The 20,381-nt window shown below is 50.7% G+C and carries 18 protein-coding genes; 11 read left to right on the top strand and 7 right to left on the bottom strand.

Annotated features, from left to right (window positions below):
* Positions 1–36: 36 nt before the first annotated feature.
* Both DZC79_RS02530 and DZC79_RS02525 read right to left on the bottom strand, forming a co-directional pair.
* Positions 37–2,139 (bottom strand): protein-disulfide reductase DsbD family protein, encoded by a 2,103-nt coding sequence (locus tag DZC79_RS02530; RefSeq protein WP_118949954.1) that lies wholly within the window; start codon positions 2,137–2,139, stop codon positions 37–39.
* Between the two features lie 116 nt (positions 2,140–2,255).
* Positions 2,256–3,884, bottom strand: coding sequence for an ArnT family glycosyltransferase (locus tag DZC79_RS02525; RefSeq protein WP_157976864.1), 1,629 nt, complete (start codon positions 3,882–3,884; stop codon positions 2,256–2,258).
* Between the two features lie 99 nt (positions 3,885–3,983).
* Between DZC79_RS02525 and DZC79_RS02520 the strand changes: the two genes are divergently transcribed.
* From DZC79_RS02520 to DZC79_RS02510, 3 genes are all read left to right on the top strand, one after another.
* Entirely contained in the window at positions 3,984–5,261 is a 1,278-nt protein-coding gene (locus DZC79_RS02520; protein WP_198666738.1) for a hypothetical protein, read from the top strand.
* Positions 5,262–5,515: 254 nt separating this feature from the next.
* On the top strand, positions 5,516–5,722 hold the full coding sequence (locus DZC79_RS02515) for a cold-shock protein (protein ID WP_118949952.1): 207 nt from the start codon (positions 5,516–5,518) through the stop codon (positions 5,720–5,722).
* A gap of 207 nt (positions 5,723–5,929) precedes the next feature.
* Positions 5,930–7,327: a phosphoglucomutase/phosphomannomutase family protein gene (locus DZC79_RS02510; protein WP_118949951.1), complete on the top strand. Its 1,398-nt coding sequence runs from the start codon at positions 5,930–5,932 to the stop codon at positions 7,325–7,327.
* Here DZC79_RS02510 and DZC79_RS02505 read toward each other — a convergent pair.
* Together DZC79_RS02505 and DZC79_RS02500 are read right to left on the bottom strand one after the other, a co-directional pair.
* Positions 7,324–8,292, bottom strand: a complete 969-nt coding sequence (locus tag DZC79_RS02505; protein ID WP_118949950.1) for a sensor histidine kinase — start codon at positions 8,290–8,292, stop codon at positions 7,324–7,326. The genes DZC79_RS02510 and DZC79_RS02505 overlap by 4 nt on opposite strands.
* 6 nt (positions 8,293–8,298) lie before the next feature.
* Positions 8,299–10,176 carry a vWA domain-containing protein gene (locus DZC79_RS02500; protein ID WP_118949949.1) on the bottom strand — a complete coding sequence of 626 codons (1,878 nt, stop codon included), beginning with the start codon at positions 10,174–10,176 and terminating at the stop codon, positions 8,299–8,301.
* 206 nt (positions 10,177–10,382) lie between these two features.
* On the opposite strand from DZC79_RS02500, the gene recR reads away from it, so the two are divergent.
* Both recR and DZC79_RS02490 read left to right on the top strand, forming a co-directional pair.
* The gene (gene recR, locus DZC79_RS02495) at positions 10,383–11,012 is read left to right on the top strand and encodes a recombination mediator RecR (protein ID WP_118950024.1); all 630 of its coding nucleotides are present in this window, start codon (positions 10,383–10,385) and stop codon (positions 11,010–11,012) included.
* A 79-nt stretch (positions 11,013–11,091) separates the two neighbouring features.
* Positions 11,092–11,976, top strand: coding sequence for a T9SS type A sorting domain-containing protein (locus DZC79_RS02490; RefSeq protein ID WP_118949948.1), 885 nt, complete (start codon positions 11,092–11,094; stop codon positions 11,974–11,976).
* Between the two features lie 663 nt (positions 11,977–12,639).
* On the opposite strand, the gene DZC79_RS02485 is transcribed toward DZC79_RS02490, so the two are convergent.
* On the bottom strand, positions 12,640–13,683 hold the full coding sequence (locus DZC79_RS02485; protein WP_118949947.1) for a PorP/SprF family type IX secretion system membrane protein: 1,044 nt from the start codon (positions 13,681–13,683) through the stop codon (positions 12,640–12,642).
* A 194-nt stretch (positions 13,684–13,877) separates the two neighbouring features.
* Positions 13,878–14,528 carry a uracil phosphoribosyltransferase gene (upp, locus tag DZC79_RS02480; protein WP_118949946.1) on the bottom strand — a complete coding sequence of 217 codons (651 nt, stop codon included), beginning with the start codon at positions 14,526–14,528 and terminating at the stop codon, positions 13,878–13,880.
* A gap of 161 nt (positions 14,529–14,689) precedes the next feature.
* On the opposite strand from upp, the gene DZC79_RS02475 reads away from it, so the two are divergent.
* Positions 14,690–15,331, top strand: coding sequence for a DUF4294 domain-containing protein (locus DZC79_RS02475; RefSeq protein ID WP_118949945.1), 642 nt, complete (start codon positions 14,690–14,692; stop codon positions 15,329–15,331).
* A gap of 98 nt (positions 15,332–15,429) precedes the next feature.
* Complete coding sequence (gene bshB1 / locus DZC79_RS02470) at positions 15,430–16,161, top strand: bacillithiol biosynthesis deacetylase BshB1 (protein ID WP_118949944.1); 732 nt, start codon at positions 15,430–15,432, stop codon at positions 16,159–16,161.
* A gap of 68 nt (positions 16,162–16,229) precedes the next feature.
* Here the strand turns inward: bshB1 and DZC79_RS02465 are convergent, their stop codons facing one another.
* A complete protein-coding gene (locus DZC79_RS02465) occupies positions 16,230–16,556 on the bottom strand; it encodes a beta/gamma crystallin-related protein (RefSeq protein ID WP_118949943.1) in 327 nt (108 codons plus the stop codon).
* Between the two features lie 336 nt (positions 16,557–16,892).
* Between DZC79_RS02465 and rpmB the strand changes: the two genes are divergently transcribed.
* The 4 genes from rpmB (at position 16,893) to priA (ending at position 20,203) form a co-directional block, all read left to right on the top strand.
* Positions 16,893–17,129: a 50S ribosomal protein L28 gene (gene rpmB / locus DZC79_RS02460; protein WP_118949942.1), complete on the top strand. Its 237-nt coding sequence runs from the start codon at positions 16,893–16,895 to the stop codon at positions 17,127–17,129.
* A gap of 35 nt (positions 17,130–17,164) precedes the next feature.
* Positions 17,165–17,347: a 50S ribosomal protein L33 gene (gene rpmG, locus DZC79_RS02455; protein ID WP_118949941.1), complete on the top strand. Its 183-nt coding sequence runs from the start codon at positions 17,165–17,167 to the stop codon at positions 17,345–17,347.
* Positions 17,348–17,440: 93 nt separating this feature from the next.
* Positions 17,441–17,611, top strand: a complete 171-nt coding sequence (locus tag DZC79_RS02450; RefSeq protein WP_118949940.1) for a DUF4295 domain-containing protein — start codon at positions 17,441–17,443, stop codon at positions 17,609–17,611.
* 153 nt (positions 17,612–17,764) lie between these two features.
* Complete coding sequence (gene priA / locus DZC79_RS02445) at positions 17,765–20,203, top strand: replication restart helicase PriA (RefSeq protein WP_232831739.1); 2,439 nt, start codon at positions 17,765–17,767, stop codon at positions 20,201–20,203.
* Positions 20,204–20,381: the final 178 nt, after the last annotated feature.

Below are 20,381 nucleotides of genomic sequence, written 5' to 3'. Positions count from 1 at the left end.
TATTATTATAGACTAACCAGGCAGCAGTCTGCAGGCTTATTTTTTCTTATAAGCTGTTTTCACTTCTTTCATGATGTCCAGGAAACGCTGTACATCGGGAACATAGCCTCCGGCCTTCTTCAGTACTTTTCCTTCGCTGTCTACAAAAATGTAGATCGGCTGTCCCACTTCGCCATAGGTATTCACCTCCAGGTCCACATTCCGGTCGCCCAGCGTGGTGATCATATTGCCATCTTTAGCCGATTTGTACACTTCATTCTCCGGCAGCGATGATTTATCGTCGCAATACAGGCTGGCGACAATAAAGTCTTCGCTCAGCCCGCGCAGCACCTCGGGCTTGGACAATACGGCACGTTCCATTTTGCGGCAGTTGACGCAGCTATGCCCGGTAAAGTCGAGCAGTATGGGCTTACCAGTCTTCTTAGAAGCGGCCAGGGCTTCTTCATAGTCAAAGAAGGCATCTACACCCGGCAGTTCTGATTTCAGGTTCTCGGTGTATTTAACAGGAGCGACCTCAGAGGCGCCCTTGCTGCTGACCGACACTTGTCCGCGCTTCAGGCTGATGATATTGTCATGAAGGTTAAACTCAAGTGTTTTGCGTTCCGGTAACCAGCCGCTGATCCCCGACAAAGGAGCGCCCCAAAGACCAGGGATCATGTAAACGGTAAAGGCCAGGGCCGCTATGGCAAAGAACAAACGCGTCACAGTTAGGTACGGTTGCCCGAACATATTCTTCGGCAGGTCATCGTCGTGCGAAAACTTCAGCTTGCCCAGCAGGTACATGCCCAGCAAAGCCGACAAGACAATCCATATGCTGAGATAGACTTCAAAATCAAGCAGATGCCAGTGGTACTGCAGGTCGATATTGGATAAGAACTTCATCGCCATGGCCAGCTCGATAAAGCCCATTGTCACCTTTACGCTGTTGAGCCATCCGCCCGACTTGGCAATATTGTTGAGCAGGCCGGGGAAGAAAGCGAAAATAGCAAAAGGCAGCGCGATGGCCATACCGAAGCCCATGAAGCCGACCAGGCCGCCGATGCGGTTATGGGCCTGTACAATCTGAACAATCAGCCAGCTGATAAAGGCGGAAGTACAGCTGAAGGAGACGACAACCAGCACCAGCGCCATAAAGAAGATACCGCCGAAGCTGTTGGAGTTGGCTTTGCTATCAAGCTTCGTGCTCCAGGAGGCCGGCAGGGTAATTTCGAAAGCGCCCAGCAAAGAGATACCAAACACCACGAACACCGCGAATACAAAGAAATTGAACCAGATGCTGGTTGAGATAAGGTACATCGTATTCTCCTTAAAGAAGAGGCTGATGAGCACGCCGATAAGAGAGAAGATGCCAATGATAGAGAGGGAATAAATTAATGCATTGCGGATGCCTGTAGCCCGGTTCTTGCTGCGCTTGGTAAAGAAGCTGACGGTAATGGGCAACATGGCATAGATACAAGGCGTAACAAAAGCCGCGAAGCCTGCACCCAGGCCGGTAAGGAATATCGCCCACAAGGACAGCTCACCACCCGCAGCGGCGCCGCTTTGTGTTCCGCCGTCCTTATGAGCAGTAACGGCAGCTGTGTCTTTACCGGAAGCTGCTGCTACCGTTTCTTTGTTATCCTGTACCGGGGTATCAGTTGCCGCGATAGCAGATGTATCCTGCGTTTCCGCGGCTGTCGTGGCCAGGCCTTCAACCTTCAGCTGGAATTTTTTAACCGCGGGCGGCAGGCAAAAATCCTTACAGGTCATGAAAGAGACCTTGCCGTTCAGCGTGGTATTGGCCAAGGCTACGATCTTCTGTGTATAAACTACTTTCTTTTCGTAATACTGGATAGAATAGCCCAGCTCTTTGATCTCTTCGTTAATGGGCTTGCCATCGACCTTAAGCTTACCGGCAAAGCGGATGCTGGGGTTCTTACTGAACTCGACCTTGGTAGGCACCTCGGTACCTTCGCCGCCCGGCGTGGCCGTATAGATATGCCAGCCGTCTATTATTTTTGCTGTTACCACAACATCGAAAGTACTGTCTCCGGTCTTTTTAATGTCATAGGTCCATTTCACCACTTCATCCACCGACTTCTGGGCAAACAAAGGCATTCCGATGATCAGAAAGGAAAGCAAGAATAATAAACGCTTCATTTAAGGAAGATTAATAAAAAATGAAAGAACTGTTTTTGGGTGGTGCAAAATACCAAAATTTAGGTAATAAAAAATGACATTTATGGGTGGTTAACGAGCACACAGGAATAGCGCTATCATTTTCTTTTATAAAAAACATAGCCGTTGCGTTCCCCGATCCGGATCAGGTTGGGATGCTTGTCATATTCTTCCTGCGAAGTGATCTTACTGATAAAATAACAGGGCTTATCTACCTGCCCGTTCAGCATCCAGCCTCTTTTGTCCTTATAGTATTCAGGATTGGTTGAGGGTTGCTTGGCCGAATAAAAGAGATAGCCATAGCTGGCAAAGTCCAGTGTCTGGAGGTAAACATCCTTGCCGGCAAAGCCCTTGTAATAATCCACAGCAGCCTTTTGCGAGTAGGCCTCGATCTTAGGCACGAAATGGATCATAGTGACTTGTATAATGAGCAGCTGAAGCCCGAGGAGGAGCACCATGCCCTTCTGAAAAGAACGACGGGCCAGCACAAGCGCGGCTATGATGCCGGCCAGGTAGACCAGACCATAAAGACATTCGGCATAGCTCCAGGGAACAGCGGCCTGCAGGTTGGCCACAGCAAAGGGATCGTCGAACAGGGGCACCAGCTTCTCTTTATTGATCCCTACCACCGGCATCAGGGTAATGGCAATAGCAATGAGGATGCCGATCCCCGCCAGGAAACCGGTAACGATCTTTTTCATATTGATCTTCTTCTCGTCGAGCCGGCTCAGCTGCACCGCTGCCAGGAAGGTAAGCGGGAAATAACAAAGCGAAGAATAGTGCACGATCTTGGACTGCACGATGGAGAACAGCACCAGCACCACCCAGAACATGATCCACATCCAGCGGATGAAATCTTTTTCCTCCTTACGCACCACAGTAGCCGCCGAGCGCTTTCCCGACTGGAACAGGAGCGCCGAAGCGGGGAAGCAGCCGATCAGCAGCACGACAACATGGTAGTAAATAGGTCCGCCATGCCCCGCGTCTTCGGTAAGGAACAGGCGCACCTGGTATTTCAGGAATTCGCGGGTAAACCACAATCCGTTCTGGATCATATCCACACCAAACCACAGGAAGGCGGTAACAAAGCAGGTAAGGGCCAACACCAGGAAGGAATACCATTTGTAGCCCCACAAGCCTTTGTTGAGCAGGATATAGATGCCGAGACTCAATACAGGAACCAGTACCGCCACAGGGCCTTTAGTCATAATAGCCAGCCCCATGAAAATGCCCCCCAGCAGGGCATGCAGCATGCTGCGCCGGCCATAGCGCATCAGGTACACCTGGTAGAAAGAAAGGAAGATAAAGAGATTGAAAGTAGGATCGATGATTGCGGTTTTAAAGTAAAAAGCAGGCAGCCAGCTGGTCGCATAAATAGCAACCCACCACCAGGCCATTCTTTCGCTGATCACTTTCCTGCCGACATGAAACAAGGTGCACAGCGTAATGATACCCACGACCGCATTGGGAAAGCGGGCCGCGAACTCGTTGATGCCGAACAGGTGCATGCAGATCGCCTGCATCCAGATGAACAGGGGCGGCTTTTCCCAGAAAGGCTGGAAATCTATCTGCACCCGCATGTAATTCCTGCTCACCAGCATTTCTCTTGCACATTCAGCGAAATTCACCTCGTCCCAGTCGAAAAGGTGAACATGTCCCAGGAAAGGGATAAAGAGTATTGCTGCGCCCAGGGCGATCAGCAGCTGCTTGACGACGGTTTGTTTCATGAATGGGGCAAAAATAAGGATAAAGACCCGCATAATATTATACTCGGCGCATAACAGGCCGGCAACAAAAATTTTGCGGGGCAATTGCTAACTTGCAGTATGCTGAAGAAAATGCTGACCCTCCTGCTGTTCACGATTACCGCGCTCGCTCCCTCAAGGGCCGGTAAGCTTTATATCCCCATGAGCGCCGACAACCAGGGCAATCACCTTAAGGCCTATGGTATTGCCTTCCTGGCGCTTAAAGCAGGCATGCCTGTAGACTGGCTGCTGAACTATGATGGCGGGGCTTTTGCTATGGACCGGAACGCAGAGCTGGAGCGGGCCTGCAAGCTGCGCGGTGTGGATTATACCGTTATGGCCGATGCCCAATACGACGGCATCCTGCAAAAGATCGCCGATCCCGATTTCAATGGTGATGTCATCAAGCTGGAAAAGGCGCCCAAAGTAGCCGTGTATACACCCAAAAGCAAGCTTCCCTGGGACGACGCGGTGACGATGGCGCTGGAATATGCCGAGATCCCCTACGATAAGGTCTATGATGATGAGCTGCTGGCCGACAAGCTTCACGAATATGACTGGCTGCACCTGCACCACGAGGACTTTACAGGACAGTATGGTAAATTCTGGTCGCAGTACCGTGGTGCCAAGTGGTATGAAGAAGATGTAAAAATGCAGGAAGCTATGGCCGCCAGGCACGGCTTCCGCAAGGTATCGCAGCTCAAGCTGGCCGTTGCCAAAAAGATACAGGGATTCGTTGCCGGCGGCGGCTACCTGTTTGCCATGTGCAGCGCTACCGATAGTTACGATATTGCGCTGGCAGCGGAAGGCGTCGATATCTGCGACGTGCCTTTCGATGGCGACCCCGCCGATCCGCAGGCCCAGCAGAAGCTGAATTACGGCGCCTGCTTTGCCTTTAAAGATTTTCGGCTCAACACCAATGTTATGGACTACGAATATTCCGACATCGACAATGGTCCACCGCTGCCAGGCACCCGCAGGGTCAACCCCGCTTCCGACTATTTCACTCTATTCACCTTTTCCGCCAAGTTTGATCCCGTGCCCACAATGCTTTGCCAGAACCATACCACGACTATAAAAGGTTTTATGGGTCAAACGACCGCCTTCCATAAAGAAGTGCTGAAAAGCAATGTGCTGATCATGGGCGACTATAAACCGGAGAACGAAGCACGCTATATCCATGGCGAATACGGCAAAGGCACTTTCACTTTCTATGGTGGCCACGATCCTGAGGATTACCAGCATATGATCGATGATCCGCATACCGACCTTTCGCTGCATCCCACCTCGCCGGGCTACCGCCTTATCCTGAATAATGTACTGTTCCCGGCTGCAAAAAAGAAACCGAGAAAGACATAAACTTTTATTTATAAGCTTATTATAAGCCCGCACACCAACCGTTGGCGCCGAAAACCGGTTATGGACCATGGCCAATCGCCGGGTGCTATTTCCCGAATGCAGGTATTTTATCAGGCAAAAACCTGGTTTTTAAGCTGTAATTTCCCTAATTATCAGAAAGTTAAATTCGCATAATTTTTTACAAAAAGGCTGCGCTTTTTGGATGATAAATCTATATCTTTGATATCCATATTTATTCATTAAATTTTTTTACAGTGGAAAAAGAAAAATTCCAGGGAACAGTAAAGTTCTTCAACTCAGAAAAAGGCTTTGGTTTTATTAAAAGCGCTGCCAGCAAAGAAGACGTCTTCGTTCATGCTACGGGTGTTATTGATGAAATTAAGGAAAACGACCAGGTTGAATTCGAATTACAGCAAGGTCGTAAAGGTATGAATGCAGTCAATGTCGTAGTTGTACGATAGTCGAGTATATAGATACCAACCTTAAGCTATGCTAAGTCCGGCCCGCAGCCGGACTTTTTTTGTCTTCCGCTATACGCTTTTCCATGTTCTTTTAACGTTACGGACTGACAGCTTCCCTATGCGGACATCATCCCATCTCTGTTTTTTCCTTTTCTTTGCAGCATTCTTCTTTCCGAAAACAGTTCAACGCTTTTATACAATACGACCATGGACGTAATTAAATTCGGTACCGACGGCTGGCGGGCAATCATAGCCAAAGACTTTACAGTGTACAATGTAGCGAGAGTATCGCAGGGCCTTGCCGCTTGGCTCAACCAATCAGGCAAGGAATCCCGTGTGGTGATCGGGCACGATTGCCGTTTTGGCGGTGAGCTTTTTGCAGCCACTGCGGCTGGCGTGCTGTGTGCCAATGGTATCAAAGTATCGCTGGCAAAAGGTTTTGTCAGCACCCCTATGGTTTCCTTCGGCGTTAAGGCCCTGAGCGCGCAGCAAGGCGTGGTGATCACCGCTTCGCACAACCCTCCCGACTATAATGGTTATAAGCTGAAAGGCCCGCACGGCGGCCCTACCAGCCCTAAAGACATTGCTGCTGTAGAAGCCTTGATTCCCGATACAGTTACGGTTCCGCAAACATCCCTGGCCGAATGGGAAAGCAAAGGCATGCTGCAGTATGTAGACCTGGAGCAGATGTACCTCGACTACCTGCATACCAAGTTCGATTTCGGAAAGCTGGATAACGCCCCTTACAAACTGGCTTATGACGCGATGTATGGCGCCGGGCAACATGTGATCCGTCGTACACTGCCCTCAGCCGTGCTGCTGCATTGCGATTATAACCCGTCCTTTAAAGGTACACCTCCTGAACCGATCCATAAGAATCTGGGCGAGCTGTCGGACACCCTGGCCCGCACCCCGGAGCTGAAGGTTGGCCTGGCCACCGATGGCGACGCCGACCGCATAGGCCTTTACGATGAAGACGGCCATTTTGTCGATGCTCATCACATTATCCTGCTGCTGATCCAGTACCTGCATCAATACAAGGGGCTCGGCGGCAAAGTTGTGATCGCGTTCTCTGTTACCGACCGTGTGAAAAAGATGTGCGCCGCCTATGGCCTCGAGGTAGAGGTAACGCCGATAGGCTTCAAATACATCAGCGAAAAAATGATCGAAGGCGATGTGCTGCTGGGTGGCGAGGAAAGCGGTGGTATCGCGATCAAGGGGCATATACCCGAGCGCGACGGCATATACGACGGCCTCATCATTTACGAATACATGATGGAGACCGGCAAAACGCTGAAAGAGCTCTGCGAAGAAGTATATGCGGTAACCGGTCGCTTTGCGTACGAGCGGAATGACCTGCACCTGCTGGAAGAGCAGAAGCAAAGGATCGTGAAGGAAGCGGCCGACGGTGTGTACAAAGCATTCGGCCCTTATGGTATCGATCGTGTGGAGACCATTGATGGTATCAAGTACCACCTCAGCAATGGTGGCTGGGTAATGCTGCGGGCCTCGGGTACCGAGCCTGTGCTGCGTATTTATGCAGAAGGCAACAGCCGCGAAGAAGCGCTGGATATACTTGAGCAGGTGAAAAAGACCGTGCTTTAAGCACGGGGTATCGTAATCTCGAATACCGTACCCACAGGCTCGTTATCCCTTACCAGGATGGCTCCTTTGTATTGCTGAATGATCTTTGAAGTGAGGTACAGGCCCAGGCCTGTACCTTTTGTTTTGCGGGAGTTTTCGTTGCCTACACGATAAAATTTGCGGAAGACCTTTCGCTTTTCCTCGTCGCTGATACCACAGCCCTGGTCGGCCACGCTCAGGATATAATCCTCATCCTGCCGCACCAGCTCCAATGTGATGGTGCTTTCTGCAGGCGAGTACTTGACCGCATTTTCCAGCAGGTTGTTGATGGCCAGCTTCCACAGCAGGCGATCGCCTTGTATGAAGCAGTCCTCTTCAAGATTGACAATGTAATGGTTGCGCCCCCGATGTTCATAAGCCTGCACACATTCGGCAGCAACGCCGGTAAGGCTGATACGCTCTTCGGCCGGGCGGAAGTGCCGGCTTTCGATCTGCGAAGCCAGCAGCAGGTTATTGCACAGGTCGTCGAGCCGGTTAGCTTCCTGTATGCTTCTGCTGATCAGCTGCTCCTGGGTATTTTCATCGAGCTTGCGCCGGGCCATGGTTTGCAGGTTCAGCTTCACTGCAGCGATCGGCGATTTAAGCTCGTGGGTTACGGAAAGAATGAAATTGGATTGCTGCCGGGACAGCAGGTGATTGCTGCGTATCGAAGAGTATACCACGCCGGCGCCGATCAGGATAATGGCCAGGAAAGTAGCTCCTTCTCCCAGGTATTGCCGCTTCCGGGTATTTTCCCTTTCCCTGATGGCCTTTACTGCTTTCTGGTAGGCCTGCGGCCGCGACACGCTGTCGATATGGGTATGCAGCGCATCAATCTCATTGCTCACGATCAGGGCGCTTTGCCGGTTGAGACTGAGTCCCCAGAAAACAATGGCGGCTATAATGTAGACCAGCAGCAGGAAATAGAGGAAAGAGATCAGCCGCATAGGTTCTTAAAGTTCTAATTCGAGTTTCGTAGTGACATTGCTTTTGATGCTGAAAAGCTTCAGCTCGGCCTTGGACAGCGGATCTACAGGCCCCTTGTAATAACGGACCTGGTAATTGCCCGGCTGAAGGCTCAGCTTCTGCATATCCACCCTACCCGAGATCATCATCTCATAAAAGGGCACGTAGGTCTGATCGCCCATCTGGTACCAGAACTGGATCTTGCCCACACTGGTCTTGTTGGTGATTTGCACGGTGCCTTGCTCCTTGATGGGTATACGCTTGTTCACATTAAACTCCAGGTCCATATTCAGCATCATAGGCGGCATGGTCGTGATCTCGACATGGTAGTTATCGGGATCGTAAGGCAATTCCTCATCACAGTTCTGGTTGACTACCGGTCCGTTCTTGAAACGCTTGCTGACACGGGCCTGAAACTCTTTTACCGGGCGATCGGGTGCGGTGGGATAAAAGAAAGAAAGGGATCCTGATCCCACCCGCATATAGTACTTCTTGTTTTTGCCCGCCTCGATCAAAACACCGTTTGCTTTACTTCCCGATCCGGGCATGCTGATATCATAGGTACCCGGCTCCAGCTTGATAGGATCGGGCTCTCCGTTCGTCACATTGCGGTATACATTCCTGACTTCCTTTCCCGTTTTGCTGTCCCTGATCACCATACGGGGTTCGGTAAGATAGTTCTTTCCCTGCCCGTTGGTAAAATAGATCTGCAGGGTGCTTTCCTTTGCATCTTCTGTCTTCACCACATATTCCAACTGTTCTTCTTTCCGGGGTACAGACTGTATATCGTTACCTGCAGGCTTCACAGGTTTTTTCGCAGCAGCAGGTGGCTTTGCTGCGGCGGGTGCAGGACGCGTTGCCGTTCCTGTACGGGCTACCGGCACGACAGCACGGGGCGGCACAGGGCCATCTTCTTCAATACGGATAGTCATCTTCAGGGGCGGCACCTTTACCATCCGTTCTTCCCCGGGCAGTGTGAACAGCAAGCCCTGGCGGCTGGGTTTTGTCCTTTGGTAGATCCGGTTTATAGTCACAGGTGCAGGGCGGGTAACAGCAGGCTCCGGGGCTCTCACCGGTTCTTCTTCCGGAACAGGCGTCGCCGCTACAGGCTTTACAGGTTCAGGCGCGGTATGGGTTATCACCGGTACCGACCGGCGCACCGGCGCTCCCTTGGGAGCATTTGCAACGACATTGGTTTGTTTCAGCCCGCTGGTTCTGATCGTGAGTATTTTCCTGTTGTCGTTGATAATGGTATTGATAGCAGGAACAATATCCTTCTCTTTGGCAACAATAAGGTATTTGCCCAGGCAGGCGTATTGTTCCCGCAGCGGCTCATAATCCACCAGGCTCAGGATGTAAGGCTTGAAGCTGATCTTTTTGGCCAGCAGGCTGGCTACTGTAGCACAGATATCGCCGCCGCAGCTTTCTCCGCCATCGGTAATGAGGATAATGCTGTAAGCATAGGCATTGCTTTCAATAAAGTCATTCTCAGCTGTTTCTTTCAGCGACCAGGCGATAGGCGAATAACCTCTCGGCACCAGGTACCTGAGCCGCGTCTTTATCTGTCCCTCGTTGTTGAGCCCGAAAGGTACTTCCAGGCGGGTATCGTAGCAATTTTTGTCCTGCGCCGGGTACTGGCTGCCGAATGCCCTTACCGCAAAAGCGACATCGGGATTAACCTTGTGAATACTGTCTACAATTGAGCTGATGAGCCGGGAAGCGGCATGGAAACGATTTTCAGGGGCATTCCAATCGCCCAGCATGCTGCTTGAAGCGTCCAGGAGAAATAAAATACGGGCAGGCTTCTCCGCTTCGGGTTGCGCGAAGCCCGGGGCCGAGCAAGCCAGCATCAGCAAAAATATCATCGCCCGTATGCCGTAATGTTTCCGGCTTCGCCCGGATTTCCGATTCACCTCTTTCAAAATGTCGACCTGTTTATTGAATTATACTTAATGATCAGGCTGCCAAATTACGAGGATTACTTTAAAGATGCTCCACTAAGCCGTTTATGCCTTTTGCAACAGGTTTCGTTATCTTTGCAGGAAAGGCCCTCCGGGTGTTTTTGTACAATATGATATTCTCCTCCAGACTGATAGAAGATGCTGTCGACGCGTTTTCCCGGCTGCCGGGCATTGGCCGGAAAACGGCGTTAAGAATGGTGCTCCACCTGCTTAAGGAAGATAAGGACAGTGTAAGCCGGTTCAGCGATACGATCAGCCGCATGCGCTCGGATATCTGCTTTTGCCCGCAATGCAACAATATATCGGACAATGGGCCATGCGGCATCTGCAGCGATCCCTTGCGCAACCGCACTATTGTGTGTGTAGTTGAGAATATAAGGGATGTGATCTCCATTGAAAGCACGAGACAGTTTAACGGCCTGTATCATGTGCTGGGCGGATTGCTTTCGCCACTGGACGGCATCGGCCCCGATCAGCTGCAGCTGTCCAACCTTATCGGAAGGCTTGACCAGGGCGGCATTGAAGAGATTATAATGGCATTGAACCCAACAATCGAGGGTGATACCACCGTCTATTATATCAGCAGGCAGCTGCGCGACTTCCCTGTACGGATCACAGGTATCGCGCGGGGTGTATCTTTCGGGGGCGAATTGGAGTATACGGATGAGCTGACGCTTGCCCGTTCAATAGCCAAAAGATTACCCGTTGAAACATATGTTAATACTGAAAACAAAAATTAGCGCGGTGTTGGAAATTATCCAAAATCTTTCCTACATTTGAAGCCTAAATTAAATTTTTATAAACAAAAAAAGAAGAACTATGAAACGTATCTACTTGACGCTGGGTTTGATCGCAGCAGCTACTACTGGAGTAATGGCACAAACGTCTAAAGCTATCGACTTAGGAGTACGGTTGCTGAACCCCATGGACAATCAGACTTTCAACAACTTTGTTGCCGGCACTGATACCATGAAGTATCAAATTGAGATTTCAAACAATGGTACAGATGCCATCACTACTACTGATACTCTTACCATCATTATGGATCTGACTGCTATGGGTATTGCCCCTACCGGCTCCAATACTAAGAACCTGCTCTCTCTGGGTACTCCTGCTCTGAGCATTGCTCCTGGCGCAAAAGATACCCTGTACTGGAATGTTGGCCAGGGTCAGGTGTTTAACTTCACTTCCGGAGCTAAAACCGTTGCTTACCCCGCTGATTCCAAGGTATGTACTTATGCCCTTATCTATGGTTATGACGTAGATTTCGGTTACTTCAACGATCCTGGTTTTGACGGTGCTGCACTCAATGCTGCTACTACCGCTGACCAGCTGTATGCTGCCTTTACCGGCAACAACAGGGACAATGTTGACAACGTTAAATTCGGTTCCGGTGCTGCAGACAAATGCAGCGGTGGCGTAGGTATCATCGAATTCGGTGGCGATTCTAAAGTTGCCCTGAACGTTTACCCCAACCCTGTTATGGATAACCTGAACTTTGATTTCAACCTGGACAAAGCTGCTAACGCTGTTGTACGGATCACTGATATCGCTGGTCGCACTGTTAAGACTCAGGACCTGGGTAAAGTTAAAGCAGGAGATCACAAATTCTCTATCAACGTATCTAACCTGAACTCTGGTCTGTACATGGTAGAAGTTTCTGCTGAAGGCAAACGCTTCGTAAGCAAATTCAACAGGAAGTAATTCATCTTCCGGATGAAAACATAAAAAGCGCCCCGCATGCGGGGCGCTTTTCTTTTTAAAATATTACCGGGTCAAGCGGAAGATCTGGGGGACAGTAAGTGTACGGATGAGGTTATGGGAACTTCCATTACGAAATGATAAGATAGCACAGTCGGGCCCGCACTGCTGTACACACCCCTTCCCGGTCCACAGGATCGGGGAGATGATTCCTATAGCTATCCGCGCGTTATAGGGCTCCTACGGAGCCTAACGTTTGTAGCGCCAGCAAGGAACAAACATAAATTGCTCCGTAGGAGCAAAACCAGGGTTGCTAAGAAAGAGACGGATTCAGCCTACTGTCAGGGCCATTGTATGTCCCGACCGGCCTGACCCGAGCAGATGCGCTACAAGCTCACCGATAAGTATAAAGCGTTCCATCCTCTGAGACATGAATCGGTGCTCCGGATTTTGTCAGGACCATACTTAATTGTATTCCCAACTTTTCCGCTTGCTCCGCTGATTGATCCTTTGAAACCTGCTCTTGTGCCCCGGCCCGGCTGATGCATCATACTATCGCCGCTACAGCCCGGCCTTTCTGCAGCCGGATGCTGCTTGTCTGGACCATGTTTATACAAAAAAAGAGGGTTGCCCATAAGCAACCCTCTCTCTGTATTTTTTGCTGTCTTAGAACTTAGGACAGGCGAAGTTGTATTTTTTGCGGGTAATTTTGTTGATGATACCGTTGTAGATCACGGAAACTTCATAGGCACCCTGGCCACCGTTCATATTCTGTGCGCTGGACAAGGTTACGTCATAGCTGAAGCCGATCTTCATACGGGACCATTCGAACCCGATATAGGGAGCGATCGCGTCACCGTAGCGATACCAGCCACCCAGGTAGAATACGGTATTGCGGGTAAACTCGTCGTGACCGGGGTTCATTACAAAACCAACTGCGCCACCCAGCAGGAATTCGGAGGCCGGCCCTTGCTTCTGGTACATAGCGCTGAGGTACATCACCGTATTCTCATTCATTTCAAAAGAACCGCCAAGGTGGGCAGAATAACGGGAATTGATCTTTACTGCGCTGCCGCTCTGGAGAAACTTCTCTTCGGGGCGGGTAAAGTGATAATAGGCAAAACCACCATACAGCGTCGCTTTTTCCGCTACACGACCTGAATACATGATACCGGCATTGAAGTCGGGATAAGTAAGATCGGCATTACCGAAGCTTTCAGCGGAAGTCCCCTTCAGGTAACCTTCCGGCATATTGGGATCGAACTGATCGCCAAAGATGAGCTTATCGAACTGGATGCTTTTTTGAACGAGGTAACCCTGTACGCCCAATGACAAAGTATGCTGCTTGTCTATACCAAAGGCTTTATGGTAGGCAACAGATAATCCGACTGTGGTATTCTGTAATCCTCCGCTGCCGGACCTGTCGTACAAACCCAGCACACCGATACCCAGGGCATCGCCCTCTGGCAGCTTACCCCTCAGCGTAGGGATATCAAAGGCAACCGTTCCGCTCATGTAAGGGTTATCAGATACCGTATACCACTGAGTCCGAAAGTTTGCCGATGCGCGCCAGTCATTTTGGGTAAGCCCTGTTTGCGCAGGATTCAAAGTCAGCGGTGACGTAAAGTATTGGGTAAAGTGCACATCCTGAGCCCCTACACCCAAAGAAATACCTGCCAGAGCCAACGCGCTTAGTAATACTTTCTTCATGATTTTTATTTATCGGGATTACCAATTTTTCTTATCAATTGTGCACAAAATAGCACAAAGGAAGATATTATACAATAGACAGCGAAAAAAAATTTTGTGTTGGGTATTTGCGCCCCTTTACTATACGAAAATAGCGGAAAACACAGTGCTTTGCAACTACGACTTTCGGGCCCACATCCTCATGTATTTCAGCATTATCCCTGCTGCTTGCTGCCGAAAGCCAGGTCGCCGGCATCGCCCAGCCCGGGCACAATATACCCTTTGGCCGTCAGTTCGTCGTCAATATCTCCTGCCCATATATCGACCTCTGGAAAACGGCGCAGCACATTTTCAATACCTTCGGAGCAGGCAATAGCTGTAACGATATGAACATGGGCTGGCTTGCCATAACCCATCAGCGTTTCCAGGGCCAGGATAAGCGAGGCGCCGGTAGCCAGCATCGGATCGGCGATAATCAGCACACGCCCCTCCAGGGATGGGCAGGTAATATAATGCTGCTCAATCTCGAAGCTTCCATCCCTGTGATGCTTGCGATAGGCAGCAATGAATGCGGAGTCCGCCTGGTCAAAATAATTCAGCAAACCCTGGTACAGCGGTACACCTGCCCTTAAAATGGTTGTCAGCACCGGCTGCCCGTCCATCACATTCACCATCGACTCACCCATGGGCGTTTGTACCAGCCGTTCGGTAAAGGGAAGCCTGCGGCTCAGCTCATAAGCAGCCACTTCGCCTATGCGCTCCATATTGCGGCGAAACCGCATCCGGTCCTTCTGTATCTCGTGGTCTCGGATCTCGCTCATCCACTGCGACAACAGAGAATGCTGCACGCTTAAATTATAAACCATTATGCTTCGGAATTTGACGCTAAAAAAACTATTTTTTCAGCAGAACCGGAAATAATTTACCGCTAATCTTTGAACGGTTAAACTCCGGGCCTTCATCCCGATCCAAAATTTTTCCGTTTCATAAATTAATCAGAACTTTATATTTTGATTGTCCCGGCTATATGAGCAGATTGTTGAAGGCCTGTTTTTTCCTGGTTGCGGTACTCCTGCCTGCGATCAGATCAGGCGCCCAGAAGGGCGTCAACGATACGATTTTGCTCGGCGGCATACAGGTCGGGAGCGAGGTTTATCCCATGCTCTTTATCGATGAGGTCGAGATTACCGGCCCCTATACCGATCCCAAGCGCCGCGACGAGCTCCGGCGGCTACGGTACAATGTATACAAAGTATACCCCTATGCCGTTACCGCAGCTTTTGTGCTGAATAAGGTGGATAAAGAGGTTGCGATCAGGACCAAAAAAAGAGACCGTAAGCAGTACCTGAAGCAGGTGGAAAAAGAAATGAACAGCCGTTTTAAAGATGAGCTCAAAAACCTCTCTATGACCCAGGGAAAGATTCTGGTCAAGCTGATCAACCGGCAAACCGGCAGGGACTGCTACAGCGTGATCAAGGAGATTAAGGGCGGCCTGAATGCCCGTATTTACCAGACGGCGGCCTTCTTTTTCGACAATGATCTGAAGGCACAGTATGATCCATACGGCAAGGATAAGGATATTGAAATGATCGTGCAGGAAATAGAATCCAAAAACTATTACCAGTATCAATACATGCAGCAGCAGAAACGGCTGGCCAACAGGCCATGATATGCTCCCTTTCTCTTTCCGGCATTTATTCCGCTTAAGCCCTTAATTTTGCGCCCATCTCCGTCCATAAAAGAAGCCGCGGAGCATTTGTCAAGCGCATGAAACTTCACATACTCGCCATAGGCGCCCACCCCGACGATGTAGAGCTGGGTTGTACCGGTACACTGATCAATCATATCCGGAAAGGACAAAAGGCCGGGGTGCTCGACCTTACCGAAGGCGAGCTGGGCTCGAGAGGTACGGTCCAGAGCCGCTATGAAGAAGCACAGGCCTCGGCCGGGGTGCTGGGCCTTTCGATGAGGACCAACCTGCAGATGGCCGACGGTTTTTTTCAGAACAATAAAGAGCACCAGCTGAAGATCATCCGCATCCTGCGCCGTTTCCAGCCCGACCTTGTGCTGGCCAATGCGCTGGCTGACCGGCACCCCGACCACGGCCGTGCCGGCAGGCTGATCGCCGACGCCTGCTTTTTCAGCGGGCTGCGTAAGATCGAAACGGAATGGGAAGGCGAGCCGCAAAGCCCCTGGCGCCCTAAAAAAGTATTCCATTATATCCAGGACCGCTTCTTCGAGCCGGACCTGATCGTCGATATCTCCAGCAGCTTCGAACAGAAAATGGAAGCGATCAGCTGCTTTAAGACCCAGTTTTTCAATGACAATTCGGGCGAGCCTGAAACCTATATTTCCAACCCCGGCTTCCTGGATAAGATCCGTAACCGGGCCAGCCAGCTGGGGCACCGCATCGGTGTTCAGTACGGAGAAGGCTTTATGGTCGAATCCCGCCTGGGCGTCAGCGACCTGGACCAGCTGATCTACCCCGACCTGGTATGATCTCCGGAACAGCAGAAGGGATTGTTCAATGAGAACAATCCCTTCTGCTGTTCCGGTCATTGGCTGGGTTAATAGCCGACACAGCGGAATGAAGAAACCTGGTCATTGCGTATGCCAACAGCTTCGACCCAGGGGTAATACCCCGGTCCCAGCACCGGCCCCAGCGGCTCCACAAAGTCACGGTGGAGGTAAAACTGCCACTGCCCCGACACCACGACGATTGAAGATATCTGGTCATTCCACACTCCACCAACAAACAAAACATTAAGGTTTGTACGATATTCAGATCCCTTGAAATCCTTATCGTAATAAATCACTACTTCGGGAAGATGAATGTGCCCGGCGCTGGCAACACCTGCTTCTTTTAAATCGATGGCTGCGGTAATAAATTCCATAGTATGTGTTGTTTAGGCTCCTACTCGTATGGCTTTTCGGTTTCGCCCCGTTTTTGATGGTCTCCGGACTCCATTTGTCGGCAACAAAGTTAGTCTCCGGCCCGGGCCATCCGGGAAGAAGAAATACGGAATTAAGCGGCGTAGAACTACGGAATTGTGGTGATGACCGGGGAAAAAGCGCATAGCTTGTTTTTTTATATTTCAGGGAAAGAAAGCGTATCTTTGCAGCCGCTTTGGCAACAGCGGGCCGGGGCAGCCAACGAAAAAAATATTTTTAGAATATTTTTGCCGTTTCCAAAATAATCCGCACCTTTGCAGTCCAAAAAAATTTAAGTCATGGCTCGTGTTTGTCAGGTAACCGGCAAGAAACCAATTACAGGTCACAAGGTTTGCTTCTCTAACAAGAAGGCAAAACGCCGTTTTTTACCCAATTTACAGACCAAGCGTTTCTTCCTGGTTGAAGAAGACCGCTGGATCACAATGAAAGTGTCTTCCGACGCTATTCGCACCATTAATAAAAGAGGCCTGTTCACCGTAGTTTCCGAACTGCGCGAGCAAGGTGTTGCAATCTAATTTTCATTTTATATTATTCTCAATAATTACCCAAGATGGCTAAAAAAGGAAACCGCGTTCAGGTGATTTTGGAATGTACCGAGCATAAGACCAGCGGAATGCCCGGCACGAGCCGTTACGTCACACAAAAGAATAAAAAGAATACTCCGGAGCGTATTGAATTGAAAAAATACAATCCTATTCTTAAGAAAGTAACCGTTCATAAAGAAATCAAGTAATTGAACAATAGGCAGATAGGCAGATGTGCAAATTCGGAGTGATTTGTATAATTTGCTGATTTGCACATTTGCTAATTTTTCAAAAAAAATATCATGGCTAAAGCAGCGAAAACCGCGATCAAGAAGGACCCGAAAGCGAACCTGGAGGCGAAGAACTATACGAAGGTGATCAAAACCGTTCGCAGCCCCAAAACAGGCGCTTATTCTTTCAAAGAGGCGATCATTCACAAAGACAAAGTGAAAGATTTCTTCGACGCGAAATAATTTTTACCACATCGATTCGGGTAATCATAAAAAAGCAAACCTCCAGGGGTTTGCTTTTTTGCTTTGCTATCACCTGCCATCCTGCTGCAAGAAGCATATAGGTGACCGATCCGTTTTATGCTTAACTTGCAAGGCTAAATAAAATACCCCGTCTTGCAGTTCGCCGACGTAATATTACCGCTTAATCTTCCCCGTACACTTACTTATGGCATTCCCCTGCAATGGCAGGACAGGCTTGTGCCCGGTATGCGCGTGGAGGTAAGCCTGGGCCGCAATAAGATCTACTCCGGCGTTGTGCTGCAAACGCATGATTTCCGCCCGGAGAGCTATACAGTAAAACCGATACGCAATGTGATCGACGAAGACCCGGTGGTCTATCCGCTGCAGCTGCACTTCTGGCAATGGGTGGCGCAATATTACCTTTGTGGCATCGGCGAGGTGATGAACGCTGCGCTGCCGGCGCATCTCAAGCTCATGAGCGAATCTTTGCTGCTGTGGAACGAGACTTTCGCAACGCCACCGCTCAATCTGAGCGATGCCGCTTTCATTCTTGCGGAAGCACTGCATATCCGCAAGCAGCTGACCATTGGCGAAGTGCGCCAGCTGCTGGAAGGAAAAAATACCGCGAAGGCCATTAATGAGCTGCTGGAGCGGGAAGTGGCTACCGTAGCGGAAATACTGGAGGAGCGCTATAAAGCCAAGGTGGAGCGCTATGTATTCCTGGAAAGCCTGTATGAAGCAGAAGCGCCGCTGAACCTCCTTTTCCGCGACCTGGAGAAAGCGCCCAAACAGCTGGCGCTGCTGATGACCTTTTTCCAACTGAGACAGCAGGAAGCTGCTGTTGCAGTACCTGCGCTGCTGAAAAAGGCCAGCGCCACTGCCGCGCAGCTGAACAGCCTTATCGACAAGGGCATCCTGCGGGCGGAGTATATACCGGTCGATCGTGTAGGCCTTCTGGAACAAAAAAGCCCGATTGCGTTCCAGCTCAGCACGGAGCAGCAGACCGCACTGGAGCAGGTGCAAAAGGGCTGGGAGCAGCATAATGTAGCCTTACTGCACGGCGTTACCGGCAGCGGCAAGACCCTGATCTATGTGCAGCTCATCAGGGAAGCGTTGGCGCAGGGCAAGCAGGCCTTGTTCCTGCTGCCGGAAATCGCGCTCACCACACAGGTGGTAAACCGGCTGCGGGCCTATTTCGGCGATGAGCTGGGGGTGTACCACTCCCGCTTTACCAACAATGAACGGGTTGAGATCTGGAACAAGGTAAAGGAGGGTAAGTTCAGGGCCGTTGTCGGGCCCCGCTCGGTACTGTGGCTGCCTTTCCGCGAGCTGGGCTATATTATTGTCGACGAAGAGCATGACCCTTCTTACAAGCAATATGATCCGGCGCCGCGTTTTCATGCGCGCGATGCCGCAGTGTACCTTGCCGGCCTGCATAAGGCCAAAGTGCTGCTTGGCTCGGCTACGCCTTCGCTGGAAAGCACGGCCAATGCCCAGCAGGGCAAGTATACCTATGTGCAGCTCAGGCAGCGCTATCGCGGCATTTCCATGCCTGATATCGAGATCGTTTCGGCCAAGAACATACAGGCAGCTTTATCTCCCCTGCTGACCACCGATCTGCTGGAAAGGATCACAGCTACCCTATCGGCCGGCAAGCAGGTAATCCTCTTCCAGAACAAACGCGGCTATGCGCCCTTCCTGATCTGCGGCTCCTGTGGCTGGGTGGCGCACTGTAAGAACTGCGACGTGTCGCTCACCTACCATAAATCCACCGATAAGCTGCACTGTCATTACTGCGGCACCAAATCGCCGCCGTTCAGGCATTGCCCGCAATGCGGTCATATGAAGATCGTGGCCAGGAGTTTCGGCACGGAAAAGATCGAAGAAGAGCTGCAACGTATTTTTCCCAAGGTAAAGACAGCGCGCATGGACTGGGACAGCGTGAAGGGCAAGAACAAAATGTCGCAGCTGATCGAAGACTTCACGCGCGGGCGTATAGATATCCTGGTAGGGACCCAGATGATCGTTAAGGGACTGGACTTTGAAAACGTAGGCCTGGTAGGCATTCTCAGTGCCGACAGCTTGCTCAGCTATCCCGATTTCCGGGTCAACGAACGAGGCTTCCAGCTGATGGAGCAGGTAAGCGGGCGCGCGGGAAGGCTCGACGGCGAGGGCCAGGTGATCATCCAGAGCTATGACCTGAAGCATCCTGTGCTGCAATGGGTGAAAGAACACGATTTCCGCGCTTTCTACCAAACGGAATCGGCCTCCCGTCAGCAATTCGGCTATCCGCCTTACAGCCGTATGATCAAGCTCACCTGCCGGCATCGCGATGAAGAACGCAGCGCCCAGGCTGCTACAGCATTGGCTGCGGAGCTGCAGCAGATCGAAGGTATCCATATCCAGGGACCGGCGCCGGCGCTGGTGCCGAGGGTACGCAATTATTACCTGCAGGAGATATGGCTGAAGCTCCCCAGGGACAATCAATTCCTGCGACAGGCTAAAGAGCGGATCGCTGTAGCCATCAATATGGTTTTGCAGAAGCGGGGCAACTCTGCGCTGCAGATCATTACGGATGTCGATCCGCAGTAAAGCGATCCATTCCAAAGCGCCCGTCCGTCCCGTATTGGCGCACATGGATACAACGGAGAAACCCATTTGTAAAAAACATGACTGCGAACCGGCTGCTTATGCCTAATTTTAATGGCAGGTAATTGCTTAATGCGGCCCCTGTAGCATCCGCTCATCAGTATTTTCCTGCAACAAATCC

Source organism: Taibaiella helva, assembly GCF_003545695.1.
GTDB lineage: Bacteria > Bacteroidota > Bacteroidia > Chitinophagales > Chitinophagaceae > Taibaiella > Taibaiella helva.
The sequence above is the reverse complement of the archived record's forward strand: the minus strand, read 5'-3'. Positions and strand labels throughout refer to the sequence as shown.

What these genes read in the sequence shown, in the direction of transcription:
- DZC79_RS02530 (WP_118949954.1), bottom strand. Translation starts at nt 2,139, where the DNA reads ATGAAGCGTTTATTATTCTTGCTTTCCTTTCTGATCATCGGAATGCCT.
- DZC79_RS02525 (WP_157976864.1), bottom strand. Translation starts at nt 3,884, where the DNA reads ATGAAACAAACCGTCGTCAAGCAGCTGCTGATCGCCCTGGGCGCAGCA.
- DZC79_RS02520 (WP_198666738.1), top strand. Translation starts at nt 3,984, where the DNA reads ATGCTGAAGAAAATGCTGACCCTCCTGCTGTTCACGATTACCGCGCTC.
- DZC79_RS02510 (WP_118949951.1), top strand. Translation starts at nt 5,930, where the DNA reads ATGGACGTAATTAAATTCGGTACCGACGGCTGGCGGGCAATCATAGCC.
- DZC79_RS02505 (WP_118949950.1), bottom strand. Translation starts at nt 8,292, where the DNA reads ATGCGGCTGATCTCTTTCCTCTATTTCCTGCTGCTGGTCTACATTATA.
- DZC79_RS02500 (WP_118949949.1), bottom strand. Translation starts at nt 10,176, where the DNA reads ATGATATTTTTGCTGATGCTGGCTTGCTCGGCCCCGGGCTTCGCGCAA.
- recR (WP_118950024.1), top strand. Translation starts at nt 10,383, where the DNA reads ATGATATTCTCCTCCAGACTGATAGAAGATGCTGTCGACGCGTTTTCC.
- DZC79_RS02490 (WP_118949948.1), top strand. Translation starts at nt 11,092, where the DNA reads ATGAAACGTATCTACTTGACGCTGGGTTTGATCGCAGCAGCTACTACT.
- DZC79_RS02485 (WP_118949947.1), bottom strand. Translation starts at nt 13,683, where the DNA reads ATGAAGAAAGTATTACTAAGCGCGTTGGCTCTGGCAGGTATTTCTTTG.
- upp (WP_118949946.1), bottom strand. Translation starts at nt 14,528, where the DNA reads ATGGTTTATAATTTAAGCGTGCAGCATTCTCTGTTGTCGCAGTGGATG.
- DZC79_RS02475 (WP_118949945.1), top strand. Translation starts at nt 14,690, where the DNA reads ATGAGCAGATTGTTGAAGGCCTGTTTTTTCCTGGTTGCGGTACTCCTG.
- bshB1 (WP_118949944.1), top strand. Translation starts at nt 15,430, where the DNA reads ATGAAACTTCACATACTCGCCATAGGCGCCCACCCCGACGATGTAGAG.
- DZC79_RS02465 (WP_118949943.1), bottom strand. Translation starts at nt 16,556, where the DNA reads ATGGAATTTATTACCGCAGCCATCGATTTAAAAGAAGCAGGTGTTGCC.
- rpmB (WP_118949942.1), top strand. Translation starts at nt 16,893, where the DNA reads ATGGCTCGTGTTTGTCAGGTAACCGGCAAGAAACCAATTACAGGTCAC.
- rpmG (WP_118949941.1), top strand. Translation starts at nt 17,165, where the DNA reads ATGGCTAAAAAAGGAAACCGCGTTCAGGTGATTTTGGAATGTACCGAG.
- DZC79_RS02450 (WP_118949940.1), top strand. Translation starts at nt 17,441, where the DNA reads ATGGCTAAAGCAGCGAAAACCGCGATCAAGAAGGACCCGAAAGCGAAC.